Annotated in this window: 16 protein-coding genes; 11 read left to right on the top strand and 5 right to left on the bottom strand. The window is 74.2% G+C overall.

Annotated features, from left to right (window positions below; all coding sequences use genetic code 11):
• Positions 1 to 2: 2 nt before the first annotated feature.
• Positions 3 to 800 (bottom strand): hypothetical protein, encoded by a 798-nt coding sequence (locus AB0C76_RS16740; protein WP_359965156.1) that lies wholly within the window; start codon positions 798 to 800, stop codon positions 3 to 5.
• 213 nt (positions 801 to 1,013) lie between these two features.
• On the opposite strand from AB0C76_RS16740, the gene AB0C76_RS16735 reads away from it, so the two are divergent.
• The 7 genes from AB0C76_RS16735 to AB0C76_RS16705 all read left to right on the top strand — a co-directional run bounded on the left by AB0C76_RS16735 (position 1,014) and on the right by AB0C76_RS16705 (position 9,412).
• A complete protein-coding gene (locus AB0C76_RS16735; protein ID WP_359965154.1) occupies positions 1,014 to 2,324 on the top strand; it encodes an MFS transporter in 1,311 nt (436 codons plus the stop codon).
• 187 nt (positions 2,325 to 2,511) lie between these two features.
• Complete coding sequence (locus AB0C76_RS16730) at positions 2,512 to 2,745, top strand: hypothetical protein (protein ID WP_359965152.1); 234 nt, start codon at positions 2,512 to 2,514, stop codon at positions 2,743 to 2,745.
• A 132-nt stretch (positions 2,746 to 2,877) separates the two neighbouring features.
• Positions 2,878 to 3,405, top strand: coding sequence for a methylated-DNA--[protein]-cysteine S-methyltransferase (locus AB0C76_RS16725; RefSeq protein ID WP_359965150.1), 528 nt, complete (start codon positions 2,878 to 2,880; stop codon positions 3,403 to 3,405).
• Between the two features lie 387 nt (positions 3,406 to 3,792).
• Positions 3,793 to 5,214: a family 2B encapsulin nanocompartment shell protein gene (locus tag AB0C76_RS16720; RefSeq protein WP_359965149.1), complete on the top strand. Its 1,422-nt coding sequence runs from the start codon at positions 3,793 to 3,795 to the stop codon at positions 5,212 to 5,214.
• Between the two features lie 198 nt (positions 5,215 to 5,412).
• On the top strand, positions 5,413 to 6,462 hold the full coding sequence (locus AB0C76_RS16715; protein WP_359965147.1) for a family 2 encapsulin nanocompartment cargo protein polyprenyl transferase: 1,050 nt from the start codon (positions 5,413 to 5,415) through the stop codon (positions 6,460 to 6,462).
• A gap of 165 nt (positions 6,463 to 6,627) precedes the next feature.
• Positions 6,628 to 8,037 (top strand): DUF1254 domain-containing protein, encoded by a 1,410-nt coding sequence (locus AB0C76_RS16710; RefSeq protein WP_359965145.1) that lies wholly within the window; start codon positions 6,628 to 6,630, stop codon positions 8,035 to 8,037.
• Positions 8,038 to 8,077: 40 nt separating this feature from the next.
• Complete coding sequence (locus AB0C76_RS16705) at positions 8,078 to 9,412, top strand: DUF1254 domain-containing protein (protein WP_359965143.1); 1,335 nt, start codon at positions 8,078 to 8,080, stop codon at positions 9,410 to 9,412.
• A 97-nt stretch (positions 9,413 to 9,509) separates the two neighbouring features.
• On the opposite strand, the gene AB0C76_RS16700 is transcribed toward AB0C76_RS16705, so the two are convergent.
• A complete protein-coding gene (locus AB0C76_RS16700) occupies positions 9,510 to 11,405 on the bottom strand; it encodes a sigma-70 family RNA polymerase sigma factor (protein WP_359965141.1) in 1,896 nt (631 codons plus the stop codon).
• Between the two features lie 185 nt (positions 11,406 to 11,590).
• Between AB0C76_RS16700 and radA the strand changes: the two genes are divergently transcribed.
• Both radA and disA read left to right on the top strand, forming a co-directional pair.
• Positions 11,591 to 13,102: a DNA repair protein RadA gene (radA, locus tag AB0C76_RS16695; RefSeq protein ID WP_359965139.1), complete on the top strand. Its 1,512-nt coding sequence runs from the start codon at positions 11,591 to 11,593 to the stop codon at positions 13,100 to 13,102.
• A 150-nt stretch (positions 13,103 to 13,252) separates the two neighbouring features.
• Positions 13,253 to 14,362: a DNA integrity scanning diadenylate cyclase DisA gene (gene disA, locus AB0C76_RS16690; RefSeq protein ID WP_359965137.1), complete on the top strand. Its 1,110-nt coding sequence runs from the start codon at positions 13,253 to 13,255 to the stop codon at positions 14,360 to 14,362.
• Positions 14,363 to 14,480: 118 nt separating this feature from the next.
• Here disA and AB0C76_RS16685 read toward each other — a convergent pair whose 3' ends face one another.
• Positions 14,481 to 15,386 (bottom strand): hypothetical protein, encoded by a 906-nt coding sequence (locus tag AB0C76_RS16685; protein ID WP_359965135.1) that lies wholly within the window; start codon positions 15,384 to 15,386, stop codon positions 14,481 to 14,483.
• A gap of 191 nt (positions 15,387 to 15,577) precedes the next feature.
• Between AB0C76_RS16685 and AB0C76_RS16680 the strand changes: the two genes are divergently transcribed.
• Entirely contained in the window at positions 15,578 to 16,525 is a 948-nt protein-coding gene (locus AB0C76_RS16680) for an A/G-specific adenine glycosylase (protein ID WP_359965133.1), read from the top strand.
• A gap of 79 nt (positions 16,526 to 16,604) precedes the next feature.
• On the opposite strand, the gene AB0C76_RS16675 is transcribed toward AB0C76_RS16680, so the two are convergent.
• Positions 16,605 to 18,200, bottom strand: coding sequence for an MDR family MFS transporter (locus AB0C76_RS16675; RefSeq protein WP_359965131.1), 1,596 nt, complete (start codon positions 18,198 to 18,200; stop codon positions 16,605 to 16,607).
• 208 nt (positions 18,201 to 18,408) lie between these two features.
• Between AB0C76_RS16675 and AB0C76_RS16670 the strand changes: the two genes are divergently transcribed.
• Entirely contained in the window at positions 18,409 to 19,056 is a 648-nt protein-coding gene (locus AB0C76_RS16670) for a helix-turn-helix domain-containing protein (protein ID WP_359965129.1), read from the top strand.
• A gap of 105 nt (positions 19,057 to 19,161) precedes the next feature.
• On the opposite strand, the gene AB0C76_RS16665 is transcribed toward AB0C76_RS16670, so the two are convergent.
• Complete coding sequence (locus tag AB0C76_RS16665) at positions 19,162 to 20,085, bottom strand: M23 family metallopeptidase (protein WP_359965127.1); 924 nt, start codon at positions 20,083 to 20,085, stop codon at positions 19,162 to 19,164.
• Positions 20,086 to 20,393 lie beyond the last annotated feature (308 nt).

The following is a 20,393-nucleotide window of genomic DNA, read 5'->3' as shown; positions in this document are numbered from 1 at the left end:
TCTCAGCGCGCCGTCCGTAGCCGGCGCAGCGTCCAGTCCGCGCCCAGCCGCTGCGTGTGCGCCGTGAACAGCTCCGCGGCCCGGCGGTACGACAGCCGCCCCCGGCCCGTGTGCGGGCAGCGGTCCGCACGGGCCGTGCCGGCGGGGGCCCTGCGGTCGGTGAGGAAGAGCGGTCCGGCGGCGCGGCCGGCGACGAGGAGGGGGAGCAGGCGGGCGGTGCCGGCCTGCCACCGTACCGCCGGCCGCCCCGGGTGGGGGCGGGTGCGGTGTGCCGGGAGGTCGAGGTCGTCGGTGTTCAGGGCGAGGACGGTCTCGATCGCGGCGCCGCACTCGTGCAGCAGGTGCCACAGCGTCTGCTCGCGCAGCGGCGCCCGGAGCGCGAACAGGGCGCGCAGCTCGTCCGGGGCGAGCGGGCCGGCGGCGGGTGCGGGGGCCGGACGGGCGCGCAGGTCGGAGGCCGGGTCCTGGGTGATCCAGCCCTGGGCGCGCCACCAGGCCACGGCCGCACGCAGGGTGGACAGCTCGCGGTTGAGCGTGCGCACGTCGGTGTCCGCGGCGCGGCGGGTGGCGGCGGCACCGAGGCGGGCGGCGGCGTCCGGGTGGTCGAGCAGGGCGAGCGGGAGGACGGGCGGCCGGGCGCGGCGCCGCCCGGGGCCGGTGGGGGCGGGCCGGTCGGCGAGCGCCCAGGCCCAGGTGTCCAGCCCGATCCGGTAGACCCGGCGGGAGCCCTCGGCGAGTCCGGAGACGGCGAGGTAGCGCTCGACGGCGACGGCGTACTCGACCGGGGGAAGCTCTGTCATCAGTGGACCTCTGCCGCAGTAAACGAATGAATCACGGTGCTTGAACCCGACGGAATCGTATCCGTGAATCGCAGTAAACGGCAGGTGAAACGGCATTCAAGTGGCTATTTACTGCGGCACGTGCGAGCGTCGCGAAAATTGATTCGGAAAGGCTCAAGTTTTCCTGCCGGAACCCTTGAACGGTTCCTCCGCGCGGAGGCAGACTTGCCGCCCATGGCAGTGGAAACCGAACGGATCCCGGCCCGTCGACGGCGCCCGGGAGACCGTCTCACCGTGCTGGGCGAGCACGACTTCCGGTGGTTCTTCATGGGCTACGCGACGTCCCTCCTCGGCTCCGCGATGGCACCGGTGGCGGTGGCCTTCGCGGTGCTCGGCGGCGTGGCGGACGGCCCCGGCGGTCCCCGTGGTGGCGGCACCGGCGGGGACGGCGCCGACCTGGGCTGGGTGATGGCCGCCCGGATCCTGCCGGTGGTGCTGGTCCTGCTCGCCGGCGGAGTGGTCGCGGACCGGCTCGGCAGCCGCCGCGTGATGCTCGCCTCGGACGGGCTCCGCGGGGTGGTCCAGGCGCTGTTCGCCGCGCTGTTGGCGACCGGACACGCGCCGCTGTGGGCGATGGTGGCGCTCGTCGCCGTGTGGGGGATCGGCGAGGGGCTGTTCATGCCGGGGCTGGGCGCGCTGGTGCCCGGCCTGGTGCGCCGCGAGGAGCTCGTCGGCGACGCCAACGCGCTGCTGGGGATGGCCCGTTCGGCCGCGACGGTGGCCGGTCCCGCACTGGCCGGCGTGATCACGGCGGCCTGGGGGCCGGCGGTGGTGCTGGCGGCCGACGCGGTGACGTACGGGGTCGGTGCGCTCGCGCTGTACCGGCTGCGCCTGCCCGGTGCGCCGCCGGGCGACGGGCACGAGTCGCTCCTCGCGGACCTCCGTGCGGGCTGGTCGGAGTTCGGCTCCCGGCCGTGGCTGTGGATCACCACCGCGCACATGGGGCTCTTCAACCTGCTCGTGTGGGCACCGTTCCTGGTCCTCGGGCCGCTCACCGCGCAGCGCGAGCTCGGCGGTGCGCGCGCCTGGGGCGCGGTGATGGCCGTGTACGGCGGCGGTGCGGTGCTGGGCGGCCTGCTGGTGCTGGGCCGTCGCCCGGCCCGGCCGCTGGCGGTGGCCACCGTGGCGACGCTGGGCTGGGCACTGCCCTCGGCGGCGCTGGCGGCCGGTGCGGCGCTGCCGTGGGTGGTGGCCGGGGCGCTGGTCGCGGGCGTCGGCTCGGCGGTCTGCGGCACGCTGTACGACACGACGATGCAGCGCTGGGTGCCGCCGGAGGCGCTGGGCCGGGTGACGTCCTTCGGCGCGCTGGGCGCCTTCGCCCTGGGGCCGGTGGGCCTGGCGGCGGCGGGACCGCTGGCGGGGCGGCTCGGGACGGGGGCCCTCCTGGCGTTCGGTGCCCTCTGGCAACTCGGCGCCGCCGTGGCGGTGCTGGCCGTACCCGCCGTGCGCCGCCGCCGCTGGGAGGGCGACGAGGAGGCCGCCTGAACCCGCTCCGGGGCGCACCCCCGGGCAGACCGCCCGGCCCCGGCGCGCTACCGCCCCGCCCGCCCGGTGGACCCGCCGGCGGGCGGGGCCGCCTGCCCGCCCGGGGCCGCGCCCTCCGCACCCCGGGCGGTCCCGGCCGGCCGGTCGTACGGTGGAGGGTGCGGGGGGTCGACGGAGGAGGCTGGCCATGCCCGGTTCGCTCACCATCAGCCACCACGAGGCCGCGGTGGTCATCGACCACACGGACGCCGCACGGCTCGCCACCGTGCTGGAGGAACTGGCCTATCTGCTGGAGATCCCGGGTCCGAACCGGATCAACGACGCGCAGCTCACCGTCCTGTGCGAGGGCCGCACGGCGAACCGCGCCGAGCTGTCGCACTGGTCCCGCGCGCTCGCGGCGCAGCTGAAGGGCCGGCTCTAAGCCGGCGCACCGGCGCCGGTCCCGCCGTACGATGACGCGCGGGGCGGGCGGCCGTCGTGCGTCCCCCGGGTGCCGGGCTGGCCGGCGGTCGGCCCGGTGGAGGGTGAGGGTGGGGGCCCGAGCGTGCCGCAGATGTCCTGGCTGACCGTGCCGACGCCGCTGCCGAGCGGCCCGATGCACGTCGCGGTGACGCCGCTGGGCGTGGCGGCGGCGGGTTACGGCGGTCGCGACGGCGAGGTGCCGGCCTGTACCGACGACGCGAAGATCGCCGCCGTCACCGAGCGGATCGGCGCCTACCTGGCGGGCCGCAGCCGGGAGCTGGGCCTGCCGATCGACTGGAGCCTGAGCAGCGGCCCGCACCGGGAGGTGCTGCGGACGCTGTGGCGCGAGGTGCCGTACGGGCGGACCATCACCTACGGCGAACTGGCCGCGCGCAGCGGGGTGTTCGAGGACGTGACCGAGCCGGGCCTGGCGGCCCGCACGGTGGGGCAGATGATGGCCGCCAACCCCGTCGCACTGCTCGTGCCGTGCCATCGGGTGGTGGCGGCGGACGGCATCGGGGGCTTCGGCGGCGGACGGGTCGGGATCGACGTGAAGCGCTGGCTGCTGACCCTGGAGGGCGTGCTGGAGCCGACCCTCGACTGGAACGGCCCGCTCTGACGCCCGGCCCGACGCGTGATCCGGGGCCGGGGCCCGTGCCGACGCCGGAGCCCCCGCGCCGGATCCTCCCGCGCCGGGTCCTCCCGCGCCGGGTCCTCCCGTGCCGGGTCCTCCCGTGCCGGGTCCTCCCGTGCCGGGTCCTCCCGTGCCGGGTCCTCCCGTGCCGGATCCTCCCGTGCCGGGGCCGGGAGGACGGCACCCGGCATTCCGGCGAGTTCGATTAATCAATCGAACAAATATCGAGCAAGTGATCTAGTCGTACTATTTATTCGGTTATTCCGAACCACTCGAATGAGTGATTGCGGCATGCCTCCGTTCGGGCCCACCATGAACTTGCACCATGAATATGCAAGGCGTCACTTCATCGGGTTTGCGAAGGGCTCCCCTATGTCGACCGAAACGAATGCCGGTATTCCTGCGCCGGGTGCGCAGCCGGAGATCCGGCAGCAGCAGAGTCTGAGCACGGCTGGTGCGCGGAACCTCGCCACGACCACCAAGTCCGCGCCCCAGATGCAGGGCATCAGCCCGCGCTGGCTGCTCAGGATGCTGCCGTGGGTGCAGGTCTCCGGCGGTACCTACCGGGTGAACCGTCGCCTGCGCTACTCGATCGGCCGCGGCCGGGTGAGCTTCGTCAAGACGGGCGCCGAGGTGCGGATCGTCCCGCCGAGCCTCACCGAGGTGCCGGTGCTGCGCGGCTTCCAGGACGAGGCCCTCCTGGAGGAGCTGGCCGGGCGCTTCGTGCAACGCGAGTTCTCCGCGGGTGACGTGCTGGTCTCCGCCGGTGCGCAGATCAGCGAGGTCTTCATCATCGCGCACGGCAAGCTGGAGCGGATCGGAACCGGCAAGTACGGCGAGGACACGGTCGTCGGCACCCTCGCCGACGGCGACCACCTCGGCGACGAGGCCCTGCAGGAGGACACCGACACCTGGCCGTACACGGTGAAGGCGGCCACCGCCGGCACCGTGATGGTGCTGCAGTGGCCCGCCTTCCAGGAGCTCCACGACCGCTCCGAGTCGCTGCAGCTGCAGATCATGGAGTACCTGAACGGCTTCCAGCAGGCGCAGAACAAGCACGGCGAGGCCGCGATCGACCTCTCCGCTGGCCACGAGGGCGAGTTCGAGCTGCCCGGCGCCTTCGTCGACTACGAGCTGAAGCCGCGCGAGTACGAGCTGAGCGTCGCCCAGACGATCCTCAAGGTGCACAGCCGGGTCGCGGACCTCTACAACCAGCCGATGAACCAGACCGAGCACCAGTTGCGCCTGACGATCGAGGCCCTGCGCGAGCGCCAGGAGCACGAGCTCATCAACAACCCGGAGTTCGGCCTCCTGCAGAACGCCGAGTACGACCAGCGGATCCAGACGCACTCCGGCCCGCCCACGCCGGACGACATGGACGACCTGCTCAGCCGCCGCCGCAGCACCAAGATGTTCCTCGCGCACCCGAAGGCGATCGCCGCCTTCGGTCGCGAGTGCAACAAGCGCGGCCTCTACCCGGGGACGGTCGAGGTCGAGGGCAAGCACGTCACCTCGTGGCGCGGCGTGCCGGTATTCCCGTGCAACAAGATCCCGATCATCGGCGGCCACACCAGCTCGATCATCGCGATGCGGGTCGGCGAGGACAACCAGGGCGTCATCGGCCTGAACCAGACCGGAATTCCGGACGAATACCAGCCGGGCCTTTCGGTGCGGTTCATGGGGATCGACGAGAAGGCCATCATCTCCTACCTGGTCAGCGCCTACTATTCGGCCGCCATCCTGGTGCCGGACGCGATCGGCGTCCTGGAGAACGTGGACATCGCCCAGCGCTGAGGCGGGCGCCGCGGGCCGGCCGCGGAGGCGGCCCGCACGGCACGCCGACCGCGCCCCGTCCGCACCGAGCGCCGTCCGGCCCAGGCCCGTCTGCCGGGCCGGCCGGCGCCCCGCGCGCCCTACCGCGCACCGGCCGGCCGCGTCGCCCCCAGGGCGGCGGCTGGCCTTCTCACGACAGGTCATCAGGGGGAGGAACCCATGACGAGCCCCACGCTGGAGCGGGACCACCGGGAGGGCCACGAGGCCGAGGACGTGCTCGTCCGGGCCCGCGGTCTGGTCGACCCGGTCCTGCGGGCCGCCGTCGACTCGCTGCCGGGCGCGATGCGCAAGGTCGCCGGCTACCACTTCGGCTGGTGGGAGGCGGACGGTTCGCCCTCCGCGGCGCCCTCCGGCAAGGCGATCCGCCCGGCCATGGTCCTCGCCGCCACTCAGGCCCTCGGCGGCGACCCGGCCGCGGCCACCGCCGCCGCGGCGGCCGTCGAGCTGGTGCACAACTTCACCCTGCTCCACGACGACGTCATCGACCGCGACGAGACCCGCCGCCACCGCCCCACCGCCTGGCGGGTGTTCGGTACCACCGAGGCGATCCTGGCCGGTGACGCGATGCACTCGCTGGCGCTGCGGCTGCTGGCCGAGGACACCCATCCGGCCGCCCGGTCCGCCGTCCGCCGCCTCACCGACTGCGTGGTCGAGCTGTGCGAGGGCCAGCAGATCGACTGCGCCTTCGAGCAGCGGGACGACGTCTCGCTCGCCGAGTGCCTCGCGATGGCCGAGGCGAAGACGGGCGCCCTGCTGGGCGCGTCCTGCGCGATGGGCGCGGAGTACGGCGGCGCGACCGAGCGGGCGGCGAAGGCGATGGACGGCTTCGGGCGGGAGATCGGGCTGGCGTTCCAGCTGATCGACGACCTGATCGGCATCTGGGGCGACCCGGCCGTCACCGGCAAGCCGGTCGGGGCGGACCTGGTGGCACGGAAGAAGTCGCTGCCGGTGGTCGCGGCGCTCGGCTCGGGCACGCCCGACGGCGCCCGGCTCGCCGAGCTGTACGCGCTGGAACGGCAGCTCAGCGCCGAGGAGTTGGTGCTCTGCGCGGCGGCCGTCGAGGGCGCGGGCGGGCGCGGCTGGGCGCAGGGGGAGTCCTGCGAGCGGATGGCCGCCGCGATGGACCTGCTGGCCGTGGCCGTACCCGAGCCGGCCCGGACGGACGAACTGCTCGCGCTGGCCGAGCTGGTGACGCGCCGCACCCACTGACCGCGCGCGGGAGTGGGAAGCCGGCCGGCCGACTTCCCACTCCCGCTTTCCATTCCCAGGGCGTCCCCTTCCCTCCACCCGCCCTTCCAGGTGCTGACCGGCGCCTCCCCGCCTAGCATCCCCTATGTAGTGATTTGTCCGAATCCTGCTGGGGAGAGCGACAGCATGGTCAGCCCGGCCCTCGTCGATCCGACCTCCGTCCGCGCGACGGCTGCCGAGGCCTGGCTGCGCGGGTACCCGATCCTGCGGAACTACCGCACCTTGTACGCGCAGGCGCTGGACGACGCCGATCCGGGGTACGTCGGCGGCTTCGGCGTCTTCCGCCACCACCCGCCGTCGTCCGCCCTCGCCCCGGCGACCCTCCGCACCGCGACCCCCCACACCGCGCCCCTTCCCACCCCGCCCCCCGGCGACGGATCCGTCGACCACGACCTCCCGTCCTCCTCCGCCTGGCTCGACCTGCGGGCCGAGCCCTGGGTGCTCTCCGTCCCCGCCGACGACCGCTACTACGTCCTGCCGGTCCACGAACTCGACGCCGTGTACGCCGGGTTCGTCGGCGCCCGCGCCACCGGCCCGGAGCCCGGCGACCACCTGGTGGCCGGCCCCGACTGGCGGGGCGAGCCGCCGCCCGGCGTCCGGAGCGTGATCCGCACCGCCACCCGTCTGGTCGGCATCGTCGCCCGCACGCACCTCGCCGGACCGGAACCCGCCGCCGTCGCCGCCATGGAGGCCGTCCGGGAGCAGTACCGGCTGAGGCCGCTGCACGAGTACGAGGGCACCCCGGCGCCGCCCCCCGCCCCGGACCCGGTCTGGCCGGTCTGGCGGGACGAGGTGACGGACACCGTCGAGTTCTTCGCCTTCCTCGACTTCCTGCTCGGCTTCTTCCCGATCCCGTCGCCCCGCCACCCGGCCGCCGTCCCGCTCCCGCCCGCCGAGGCGGACCTGCGCGGACGCCTCACCGACCTCGGGATCGACGGCCGCGGCGAGTTCGAGCCCGCCGCCCTCCCGCTGGACGTGCGGGCCGAGATGGAGCGCGGCATCGCCGACGCCCGGGCCCGGCTGGAGCGCGAGGCCGCCGCCCGCCCCGACGCGTGCGGTCTCGCCGGCACCCGCGAGCAGACCGGGGCCGACTACCTGCGCCAGGCCCTCGGCGCCCGGCTCGGCCCGTACGACCTCCCCGCCGAGGAGGTCTGGTGCGGCACCTGGACGGCCGACAGCGAGGGCCGCCGGCCGCCCAGCGCGAGCGACCGCGACTACACGATCCGGTTCGGCCCCGGCGCGCTGCCGCCGGCCCGCTTCTCCTGGTCCGCCGCCCTGTACGAGCTCCCGGAGCGTCGGCCGGTCGACAACACCCTCGACCGCTACGCGATCGGCGACCGGACCCCGGGCCTGGTCCACGACCGGGACGGTGGTCTGACGCTCCACGTCCGGCACAAGCGCCCCGCCGACGCAGAGCACTCCGCCAACTGGCTCCCGGCGCCGGACGGCCCGTTCACCGTCGTCCTGCGCCTCCGCGGCCCCGAGGCCCCCGCACTCGACGGCCGCTGGCGGCTCCCGCCGCTCACCCCGCGCTGACCGCCGCCCCCGACCACGACCGACCACGACAGGACACCCGATGACCCAGCCCGAGCTGGAGGCCCTGGCCGCCGACGCGTACGTCTACGGCTACCCGCTCGTCGCCGGCCTCACGATGGTCGAGCGCTTCACCAAGGGCGGGATGGGCACCCTCCCGGCGGCGGCGTTCAACCGCTTCAGCCACGCCACCCGGCTGGCCGCGCCGGGGGACGACTTCGTCTCGGTCAACAACGACACGGTCTACTCGATCGCCCAGCTCGACCTCTCCGAGGGCCCCCAGGTGCTGCACGTCCCGGACACCGCCGGGGCCTACTACGTGCTGCAGTTCGTCGACGCCTGGACCGACAACTTCGCCTACCTCGGCAGCCGCGCCACCGGTACCGGCGCGCAGACCTGGCTGGTCGTCCCGCCCGGCTGGCACGGCACCCCGCCCGACCCGGAGAAGGTGATCGAGGCGCCGACCACGGTCGCGACCGTCGTCGGCCGCTTCGCCTGCGCCGGCCCGGACGACCTCCCCCGGGTCAAGGCCCTCCAGAACGCGCTCACCCTCACCCCGCTGGAGCCCGGCGGGGTGGCCGCCGGTCTGCCCGAGCCCGACCAGGACGTCCCCGAGCGGCTCGCGTTCTTCGAACGGATGCGGATCTGGATGCGGGCCTTCCCGCCCGCCGGGCCCGACGTCGAGTACGAGCGGCGCCTGGCACCGCTGGGCCTCCTGGACGAGGGCGTCTCCCCGTACCGCGCGGCGGCCTCGGACTGGACCCACACCCTGCTCAAGGGGCTGGCCGCCGGGCGCGAACGGGTCGAGGCGGCCACCCGCCCGCCCGAGGACCACCCGCTGGGGGAGTGGCGCTCGGCGCTGCACCTGTTCGACTACAACATCGACCACCTGGGCCCCGGCACCATCGACGACCCCGAGTGGCGCATCCCCGACCGCCGCGCCGGCTACCTCAGCCGTGCCGCCGCCGCCCGCGCCGGCCTGTGGGGCAACCACGCCTACGAGACCTCGTACGCCATGACGTACGACGACTCCGACGGCCGCCCGCTCAGCGGCGCGAACCGCTACACGCTCCGCTTCGACCAGCCGCCGCCGGCCGAGGCGTTCTGGTCCGTCACGATGTACTCGGTGCCGGACTACTACCTCGTGGCCAACCCGATCGAACGCTACTCGATCGGCGACCGCACCCCCGGGCTGGTGCACGGCGCGGACGGCTCGCTCACCCTGACCCTCCAGCACGAAGAGCCCGAGGACCCGACGGAACTGGCGAACTGGCTTCCCACCCCGGCCGGCGAGTTCCGTCCGATCATCCGCTTCTACCAGCCGAAGCAGTCCGTCCTGGACGGCACGTACCAGGTGCCCCTGATCCACCGGCGCTGAACCGCTCTCGGCTCCGGCCGGGGAGACGCCGCTCCCTCCGCCGCGTGCACCCCGACGCCGTAGCCCGCCCTCCGGCGTGGGCCGAGAGACGCCTCCCTCACCGCGGCGAAGGCTGCGGCGGGGCCGACGTGCCGCTCCGCGGGTGCGGTGTCGACGTCGCGCTCGGGGACGCCGTTGCCGTCGGGCCCGGTGAGTGCGAGGGCGGGGGCGTCGGCGTCGGCGTGCTCGTGGGCGGGGCCGTGGGGGTGGCGGTCGGTGCGGGCGTCGCGCTGGGCGAGGCCGTGGCGGTCGGGGTGGTGCCGGGGGCGGGCGTGGCCGTGGCCGTCGGTTCCGCGGTCGGCGTCGGCGAGGCGGGCGCCGAGGAGGAACCGCCCCGGTCCTGCGGGCCGCCGTCCAGGGTGACCACGGCCTCGGACGGCGGCAGCGCGATCCGGGCCGTCCAGTGCGTCGCGGGGGCGAGGCCGTCGTCCACCGTGACGATCACCGTGATGCGCCGGCCCGGTTCGAGCGTCCCGGAGTCGCGACTCAGCCGGAGCCAGGCCGCGTCCACGACAGCGTGCCAACGGATCTCGCTGCCACCGGAGTTGGTGAGCGTGAGGACCGTCCGGCTGCCGTACTCGCCCGCCTCGACGGTGAGCAGCCCGACCGGCGCGGGCCGGTTCGCGCCGGCGCCCGCGGCCCAGCCGGACCCGGCCGCCGCCGCGGGCGCGGCGATCAGGGCGGGGCTGCCGAGCGGCGTCGCGCCCCGGCCCGGCACGGGGACGGCGGGGCCCTGGATCACCGGCCCGTGGAAGCCGGGAAATAACGTTTCTGCACCCGTCGCTCCCGTCCCCGCGAGCTCCACCCCGGGCACCCCCGTCCCGCCGACGGAACCCGTGCCCGAGGTGGTGCCCCCCACCCCGTCGGCCCCGGCCGGCCGCTGCTCGGCCTGCCGCCCGGCCTCGTCCACCCGCACCGACGACACGGCCGCCGCCGCGCCGGGGCCGCCGCCACCCCGGTGGCCGGCCCACAGCGCGACCACCGGCGCCGCCAGCACGGCCGCGAGCACCCCGGTGGTCACCACCCGCCGCCGGACGGCCAGTCCGCGCCCCGCGTCCGGCGCGCGGTGCCGCGGGAAGCCGCTCTGGTCGAACCGCAGGCCCGGCTCGACGACCGCCTCCGCACTCGCACCCCGACCGGCCCCGGACTCCTGCGGCAGGTACGTCACCATGCCGTCGCGTGCGGACGAGGCCAGTGCGGCGGGCGCCGTCAGCAACGGCAGCCCGGCCAGTCCGGAAAGGCCGGAGGGCCCCGACGGCCCCGAGCCGTCCGCCGCCTCACCCGCCTCGCCCACCACCCGCTCCGCCGTCCCCCGGCAGGTCGGACAGTCGACGACGTGCTGCACGAGCTCCCGCCGCAGCGCCGGCCCGAGCACCCAGTCCCGCCAGTTCTCCGCCCCGGCCCCGCCGAGCCGGTCGAGCTCCGGGCAGCTCCCCACTCCGAGCACCAGCAGCGCCGACCTGGTGCGGGCGACCTCCGCCTCCGCCGCGCCGAGCAGCGCCCGGGTCGCGTCGAACGGCAGCCCGAGCACCGCGGCCACCTCCAGCGGGGTCAGCCGGTGGCGGACCGACAGCTCCAGGGCCTCCCGCTGCTCGGGGTCGGTCCCGGCCGCCTCCGGCCAGGCGAGCGAGGCCAGCTCGCGCCGGCGCCGGGCCGCCTCGTCCTCCGTCAGCCCGGTGCCGGCCGTCCCCCCGGCGCCGTCCGCGAGCCGCCGCAGGCAGCAGTACCGGGCGAGCGAGAACAGCCAGGCCCGGACGAGCCCGGGTTCGGCCAGCCGTGCGCCGTGCCGCTGCGCCAGGTCGCGGACCTCGCTCAGGGTCTCGGCGGCGGTGTCGTGCTCGCACAGCACCGAGAGGCAGTAGGTGAACAGGCCGTCCACCTGCCGGTCGTACGCCGCGAGCACGGCCGTCGCCGGCCCTTCCGCGCGCGGCGGCCCATCAGTACGCGTTGTCACCCGTCCGACGGTAGGCACGGAGGGCGGCCCGCCCGGCCGATTCCTGGCGTATGTACTTCTTTCGGGTAACAACATCGCCCACGTGTGTGGACGCGAGGCGCTGAACAGGACCCGACCCGGACCCCGACCCGGACCTCGTACGGCCGTACCCGCCGCTGTCGTACCCAGACGCTACGGTGGGCCCCATGGCTGCCCGTACCAAGACCACCGCCAAACCGCGCCCGGCGTACCGCTGCACCGAGTGCGGCAACCAGCTGCCCAAGTGGGTCGGCCGCTGCCCGGAGTGCAACGCCTGGGGCACGGTGGAGGAGTACGGCGCGGTGCCGATCCGGACGACGGCGGCCGGCCCGGTCAGCGCGCCCGCCCGGCCGATCGCCCAGGTGGACGGCCAGGTGGCGACGGCCCGGTCGACGGGCGTCCCGGAGCTGGACCGGGTCCTCGGCGGCGGTCTCGTCCCCGGCGCCGTGGTGCTGCTGGCCGGCGAGCCCGGCGTCGGCAAGTCCACCCTGCTGCTGGACGTCGCCGCGAAGGCGGCCACCGCCCAGCACCGCACGCTCTACGTCACCGGTGAGGAGTCGGCCGGCCAGGTCCGGCTGCGCGCCGACCGGATCGACGCGCTCTCCGAGCACCTCTACCTCGCCGCCGAGCAGGACCTCGGCGCGGTGCTCGGGCACATCGAGGCGGTCGGCCCCGGCCTGCTGATCCTCGACTCGGTGCAGACCATCGCCTCCGCCGAGCTGGACGGCGCCCCCGGCGGCCCGGCCCAGGTCCGCGAGGTGGCGGGCGCGCTGATCCGGGCGTCCAAGGAGCGCGGCATGGCCACGCTGCTGGTCGGTCACGTCACCAAGGACGGCCAGATCGCCGGGCCGCGCCTGCTGGAGCACCTGGTGGACGTCGTGCTGAGCTTCGAGGGGGACCGGCACGCCCGGCTGCGGCTCATCCGCGGGGTCAAGAACCGCTACGGCGCCACCGACGAGGTCGGCTGCTTCGAGCTGCACGACGAGGGCATCGTCGGCCTGGCCGATCCGTCCGGCCTCTTCCTGACCAGGCGTGACAAGCCCGTCCCGGGCACCTGCCTCACCGTCACGCTGGAGGGCAAGCGCCCGCTGGTGGCCGAGGTGCAGGCGCTGATGGTGGATTCGCAGATCCCGTCGCCGCGCCGGACGACCTCCGGCCTGGAGTCGCCGCGGATCGCGATGATCCTGGCGGTCGTCGAGCGGCACGGCGGCGTGAAGCTCGGCAAGCAGGACATCTACACCGCGACGGTCGGCGGGGTGAAGCTCAGCGAGCCGTCCGCGGACCTCGCGGTCGCGCTCGCGGTGGCCAGCTCCTCCACCGACACCCCGCTGCCGAGCAACCTGGTGGCGATCGGCGAGGTCGGCCTGGCGGGCGAGGTGCGGCGGGTGACGGGCGTGCAGCGGAGGCTCGCCGAGGCGCACCGGCTGGGCTTCACGCACGCCCTCGTCCCGCCGGACCCGGGCAAGGTGCCGCCGGGCATGAAGGTGGTCGAGGTGGCCGACATCGGCGAGGCGCTGCGCGCCATCCCGGGCCGCCGCCGGGCCTCCGCCAAGCCGCGCGGCGAGGCGCGTGGTGAGGCACCGTCGGCGCCGCCGGCCCCGCGCCAGGCCCGGGTCGCCGCCTACCCGGAGGAGCTGATGGACGGCTGGGAGCCGCTCGACTCCGACGAACTGCGCTGACCCAAGCCCTGTCTCCGCCACACGCAGTTAGACTTTCCCCTGTCTCATTGACGAGAAGGCGAGTACCGAGCGGTACTGAGCGACAGAGCAACAGACCGCAGGCCGGCGCGCGGCGCGAGGCGCGCGGCACGGGTCGACCGGAGGAGTCACGTGGCAGCCAGCGACCGGGGGGCGGACAAGTCCTCCCGTGAGGAGGCCCTGCTGCGGGCCTCCCTCAGCGCGATCGCGCCCGGCACGGGGCTGCGCGACGGCCTGGAGCGGGTCCTGCGGGCCAACACCGGCGGTCTGATCGTGCTCGGCTTCGACAAGCAGGTCGAGTCGATCTGCACCGGCGGCTTCGTCCTGGACGTCGAGTTCACCGCGACCCGGCTGCGCGAGCTGTGCAAGCTGGACGGCGCGGTGGTGCTGGACAAGGACATCACCAAGATCGTCCGGGCCGGCGTCCACCTGATGCCGGACTCCACCATCCCCACCGACGAGACCGGCACCCGCCACCGCACCGCAGAGCGGGTCAACCGGCAGACCGGCTACCCGGTGGTCGCGGTCTCGCACTCGATGCGGCTGATCGCGATGTACGTCAACGGCACCCGGCGGGTGCTGGAGGACTCGACCACGGTCCTCTCCCGCGCCAACCAGGCGCTCGCCACCCTGGAGCGCTACAAGCTCCGCCTGGACGAGGTGGCCGGCACGCTGTCCGCGCTGGAGATCGAGGACCTGGTGACGGTCCGGGACGTCACCGCCGTCGCCCAGCGCCTGGAGATGGTCCGGCTGATCGCCACCGAGATCGCCGGCTACGTGCTGGAGCTCGGCATCGACGGCCGCCTCCTGTCGCTCCAGCTGGACGAGCTGATCGCGGGCGTGGAGCCGGAGCGCGAGCTGGTCGCCCGGGACTACTTCCCGGAGCGAGCCGCCAAGAAGGGCCGGACGGTCACCGAGGTGCTGGCCGACCTTGAGGCGCTCACCCACGCCGAGCTGCTCGACCTGCAGACGGTCGCCAAGGCGCTCGGCTACTCCGGATCGCCGGAGTCGCTGGACGCCGCCGTCTCGCCGCGCGGCTACCGGCTGCTGGCGAAGATCCCGCGCCTGCCCAACACGGTGATAGAGCGCCTGGTCGAGCACTTCGGCGGGCTGCAGAAGCTGCTCGCGGCGAGCATCGACGACCTGCAGACGGTCGAGGGCGTCGGCGAGACCCGCGCCCGCTCGGTCCGCGAGGGCCTGTCGCGCCTTGCCGAATCGTCCATCCTGGAGCGCTACGTCTGACTCTCGGACGGATCGTCCGACCGACCGTCAGGCGCCGATCGGCCCGTACGGCACCGAAGCCCCCGACTCGCGAACTGCGGGTCGGGGGCTTCGCCGTATTGGGAGGGGTGACGGCCGGTCAGCCGTCCAGGCGGATCGAGATGCGCGCCGAGACCTTGTCCCCGGTGAGGCCGGTGAGGTCGGCGTTCACCACGTAGGTGTCGTTCGCCGGGGGCGCCGGGTCGGGCGTGGCGCACTGCGGCTTGCTGCGGCTGCGGTCCCAGGTGAACGTCTCGATCTGGCTGCCGCCGGCCGGGAGCTGCACCCAGAGGCTGCCCCGGTCGGCCGGGCAGTCGCCGGAGGACCAGACCCGGTCGCCCTTGTTGGCGGCGGTCACGGTGACCACCGAGGTCGTCCGGCCCAGGTCCACGCGGCAGTTGGCGCCGGAGGAGTTCTTCACCGTCAGGGCGAACCGCGGCTTGTCCTTGGACTGGTACGAGTTCTGGGTGCTGGCCAGCTCCAGGGCCACCTGCGAGGTGGCGCAGATCGGCAGCGCCATCACGTCGGGCGTGTTCACCGCGGGGGCGCCGCCGCCGGAGCCGCCCGCACCACCGGCGGTGCCGGTGCCACCGGCCGCACCACCCGCCGCCGCGCCGCCGGCACCGCCGGTGGCAGGGGCCGGGCCGGCCGCGCCGCCGGTGCCCGCGCCACCAGTGCTGAGGCTGACCTCGCCGCCGCCCCCGCCCGAGCCGGGGACGGCGCCGCTCGTGCCGCCGCCGGAGCCGCCGGTGCTGCCGCCGCCTGGGCGCGCCGCGGGGCCGCTCGGCGAGGCGCCGGGCGTGATGGCCTGAGCGGGTGTCTGGGACTGGGTCGGCGCGGCCTGCGCGGCCTTGCTCTGTGATCCGTCGTCACCGCCGCCGCCCTGATCGGACATCAGCCAGGCGATGAGGGCGATGACCGCGGCCACGGCGGCGAGCACGACGACGCGCCGTCGCCAGTAGATCGAGGCCGGCAACGGTCCCACGGGTTGACGCAGAGAGGGCACGCCCAAACTCTACGAGACAGTGTGTGGCGATTGACTCACCAACACCGCACAGTCGCCCCTTCCTTCACATGATCCGCCATTTGAGCCGTTCGAGGGAGTTCTTTCGGCGAGTCCGCCCGGTAGTTCCACGGGATACGGAACGACTCACTCCACTTCGGTCGGGTTCGCGGGCGTGGGAGGATCGAAGTGCCATGACTTCCAACACCACCGCCACCGCCACCGCCACGCCTCCTTCCCCCGCAGGTCCCGCACCCCGGCTGCCCCTCCCGCTGCCGGCGCTGCACGCGACCGTCCTCGACTGGTACGAGGCCAGCAAGCGCGACCTCCCCTGGCGCACGCCCGACGCGTCGCCCTGGGCGGTCATGGTGAGCGAGTTCATGCTCCAGCAGACCCCGGTGAAGCGGGTCCTGCCCGCCTGGGCGGCGTGGCTGGAGCGCTGGCCCACCCCCGCCGACCTCGCGGCCGACGCCCCCGGCGAGGCGGTCCGGATGTGGGGCCGGCTCGGCTACCCGCGGCGCGCGCTGCGCCTGCACGCGGCGGCGGTGGCGATCACCGAGGAGCACGGCGGCGAGGTGCCGGACGACCACGCCACGCTGCTCTCGCTGCCCGGGGTGGGGGAGTACACGGCCGCCGCCGTCGCGTCCTTCGCCTTCCGCCAGCGCCACGTCGTGCTGGACACCAACGTCCGCCGGGTGTTCGCCCGCGCGGTGACGGGCGTCGAGTACCCGGCCCAGGCCACCACGGCGGCCGAGCGGCGGACGGCGACCGCGCTGCTGCCCGACGACGCCGGGACGGCCGCCACCTGGGCGGTCGGCGTGATGGAGCTGGGTGCGCTCGTCTGCACCGCCCGCAGCCCCGAGTGCGGCGAGTGCCCGCTGTTCACCCACTGCGCCTGGCAGCGGGCCGGCCGCCCGCCGTACGAGGGCCCGGCCCGGCGCGGCCAGTCCTACGAGGGGACGGACCGGCAGGTGCGCGGCAAGCTGCTCGCCGTCCTGCGCGAGGCGCACGGCTCGGTCGAGCAGGCCCGGCTGGACGCGGTCTGGCCGGATGCCGTGCAGCGGGCCCGGGCCCTGGACGGCCTCGTGGCGGACGGCCTGGTCGAGCCCGTCGAGCAGGGCGTCTACCGTCTCCCGCAGTAGACCCTCCCCGACACACGAGGACGCCCCCGGAGGACACTCCGGGGGCGTCACGTCGATCAGCCGTGCACGGCGGGGGCCGTCAGATGGCCGCGGCCTCCAGTGAGGCCTCGGCCGCCTTCTCGTCCTTGCCGGTGCCGCGCAGCGGCACCTCGCGCATGAAGACCGAAGCGGCGATCGCGATCACGGCCACCGCCGCACCCCACAGGAAGACGGTGTGCATGCCGTTGGCCACCGCGTGGTGGTAGGCGTCCTGGACCGGGGCGGGCAGCTGCTTCAGCGCCGCCGGGCTCATCTGGCTCGGGTCGCCCTTCGAAGCGCCGGCCGAGGCGTGCTCGCCCAGTCGCTCCTTCATGGTGTCGGCGACCCGGTTGTTGAACAGGGCGCCGAACAGCGCGACACCGAAGGAACCGCCGATGGTGCGGAACAGGGTGGCGGTGGAGCTGGCCACGCCCATGTCCTTGAGCTCGACGCTGTTCTGCGCGACCAGCATGGTGATCTGCATCAGGAAGCCCATGCCGGCGCCCAGCACGATCATCCAGCAGGCGGACGTGAAGCTGCTGGTCTCGGTGCCCATGGTGGAGAGCAGGACCATGCCGCCGGCCATCACGATGGTGCCGATGACCGGGAAGATCCGGTACTTGCCGGTCTTGGTGACGACCTGGCCGACCACGAGCGAGACGACCAGCATGCCGAACATCATCGGCATCAGCAGCAGGCCGGAGTTGGTCGCCGAGGCGCCCTGCACGATCTGCTGGTAGAGCGGCAGGAAGACGGTCGCGCCGAACATCACGAAGCCGACGATGAAGCCGATGATCGAGACCAGGGTGAAGTTCAGGTTCTTGAACAGGCTGAGCGGGAGCATCGGCTCCTCGACCCGCTGCTCCACGTAGCAGAAGGCGATCAGCGACGCGGCGGCCAGCGCGGCCAGGCCGAGGATCTGCTTCGAGCCCCACGCGTACTGCTGGCCGCCCCAGGTGGTGATCAGCACGAGCGAGGTGATGCCGGTGGTGAGCAGGATCGCGCCCAGGTAGTCGATCCGGGCGTTGTTGCGGACCTTGGGCAGCTTCAGGGTGACGACGACCACGGCGAGCGCGATCACGCCGAGCGGCAGGTTGATGTAGAAGGTCCAGTGCCAGCTCAGGTGGTCGGTGATGAACCCGCCGACGAGCGGGCCGCCGATGGTGGCGAGCGCCATCACCGCGGCGAACATGCCCTGGTACTTGCCGCGGTCGCGCGGCGGCACGAGCGCACCCATGATCGACATGACGCCGACCATCAGACCGCCGGCGCCCAGGCCCTGCAGGGCGCGGAAGCCGATCAGCTCGTTCATGTTCTGCGACAGGCCGGACAGCGCCGAGCCCACCAGGAAGATCACGATCGAGGTGAGGAAGGTGCCCTTGCGGCCGTAGAGGTCGCCGAGCTTGCCCCAGATCGGGGTCGAGGCGGCGGTGGCCAGGGTGTACGAGGTGACCACCCAGGACAGGTGCTCGGCGCCGCCGAGGTCACCGACGATCGTGGGCATCGCGGTGCCGACGATCAGGTTGTCGAGCATGGCCAGGAGCATCGTGACGACCAGGCCGACCATCACGAGGCGGATCTCGCGGGGTGACCGCGGCTGCTCCTCCTCGGCCTGCTTGTCCTCCGGCACCGGGTCGGCGGTCTTGGACTGTGACATGGGGTGGTGTCTCCCGGGACTGGGTGTGGACGATCGTCGGGCCTGGTGCGGCTACTTACTTGTCGCCCGGCTAGTTTATGGACCGTCGGCACGGTAAGTTGTCCACTAGCCGGTCGTCAAGCCAGTTTCCTTCCCGGTCGCCTGGGCAGGGAGAATGTGTCCCGGGGGGCGGGCACCGCCGGCGTCCGCAGCAGTCACCAACGCAGTCATGAGGCAGGCCATGGGTACGACGCACAGCCCGCGCAGCGACACCCGGGCCCGCATCATCGCGGTCTCTCTGGAGCTCTTCGCCGAGCAGGGCTACGAGCAGACCTCGCTGCGCGAGATCGCCGATCGCCTCGGTGTCACCAAGGCCGCGCTGTACTACCACTTCAAGACCAAGGACGACATCGTCCACGGCATCGTCGAGTCCATGGCCGCGCCGATCGACGAGACCATCGAGTGGGGCCGGCAGCAGCCCTGGACGCCGGAGCTGCGCGACGAGCTGATCCGCCGCTTCGCCGCCGGGATGTCCGAGCGCGCGCCGCTGCTGCGCTTCTTCCACGAGAACCAGCCCGCGCTGCGAGAGTCGCCGGCCGGTCTGGAGTTCAAGGAGCGCATGATCGCGATGGTCCGCCTCGTGCACGGGCCGGACGCGAGCTTCCAGGACCGGCTGCGCGCCGCGATGTCGCTCTTCACCATCAACTCGGCGATGTTCCTGCTCAAGCAGGACGAGACCGGCACCGACCACGTCGACCACCTGTGGCACGAGTCGCCGCAGGCCACCGTGGAGGAGGCGATGGCCGCCGCCCGCGAGGTCGCGCTGGAGATCGGCGCCCTGATCGACCGCCCGGTGCCCGCCCCCGCCCAGGCCTGAGCGCACCCGGGCCGAGCCGACCCGGGCCGAGCGCACCCGGGCCAGACCACGGCGAAGGGCGGCCCGCCGCGCGAGCCGCCCCGTCCCGCTCCGCACCTCCGGATCTCAGAACGCCGTGACGCCGTGCGAGGCCAGGTACGCGATCGGGTTGATCACCGCGCCGTAGCGGTTGCTGGTGCGGATCTCGAAGTGCAGGTGCGGCCCGGTCGAGTTGCCGGTGCTCCCGGACCGCCCGATCTCCTCGGCCGCCGAGACCCGCTGGCCGGGCGACACCTCCACCGAGGACAGGTGCGCGTACTGAGCGAAGCGCCCGTCCGCCAGCCGGAGCACGACCTCCTTGCCGTAGGAGCCGTCCCAGCCGGCCGACACCACGGTCGCGTTCCCGACCGCCAGCAGCGGCGTGCCCGGGTCGATCGCGAAGTCCACCCCGGTGTGGTAGCCCGCCGCGTACTCGGAGTTGGGCACCCCGTACGGGTTGCTGGTCGGCGCGCCCGGCACGGGGGCGGACCAGTCGGGCGCCGCGGCGGGCGCGGGCGCGGCCTCCTCTCCTTCGGCGGCCGGCGCCGCCGGGGCCGGCTCGGCGGGCGGCTCGGCCGGCAGCAGGTTGGGGGCCATCGCCACGTCCGCCTGCGCCGATTCGCTGTCGTCCGGGAGCCGGTACGGGCTCGGCCCGGCCACCTGCACCATGCCGGGGACGGGCACCGTGGCCTGCGGCGCGGTGAAGGCCGAGCTGCCGGGGGTGGTCGGGAGGACCGTCTGCGCGGAGGCGCTGCCGGGCGCGGCGACGAGCAGCGCGCCGGCCAGCAGCAGCGCGGTGCCCCCGGCGGCGACGACGGCCCGCTCGCGGTCGGCCCACACCCGGGCGCCGGGCAGCGGGTGACGGGCCTCGGCGAGCGCGAGCGCCGGCGCGGCGTGGGCGCCGACGGTGCGGACGGCGTGGCCGAGACGGGGCTGCCAGGCCGCCGCCTGGGCCGCCGCGCGGGCGGCGAGCCGGCGCAGGGTCGGCCCCACGGGCGGGACAGAGGACATGGCAAGCCCAATCACGGTCGTACGAGGGCAGCACGAAGGGCCCGATCGGGCGCGGCGTGTGCTGAGCGGGGGACCACTCAGGTTTAACCGTCACCGAGCGGACTCCCAAACCCGGTGACGTACTACGGCGTGTAGTCGGCGTTGCGCCGGAGATTCAAGCCGACGGAGTAACGATCATGAGATCCGATGGTCTGCCCACGGTCTGCGCCGTTCGCCGCGCCCGTCGACGCCGTCTACTACCGCCGGTCGTACCGCCTCGGGGCCCTGTGACCAGCACCACGCGACCGCGAGGTTTGCCGCCGGCCGCG

Source organism: Kitasatospora sp. NPDC048722 (genome assembly GCF_040650235.1).
GTDB lineage: Bacteria > Actinomycetota > Actinomycetes > Streptomycetales > Streptomycetaceae > Kitasatospora.
Note: the sequence above shows the minus strand (reverse complement) of the source record. Positions and strands in the feature narration are given on the sequence as shown.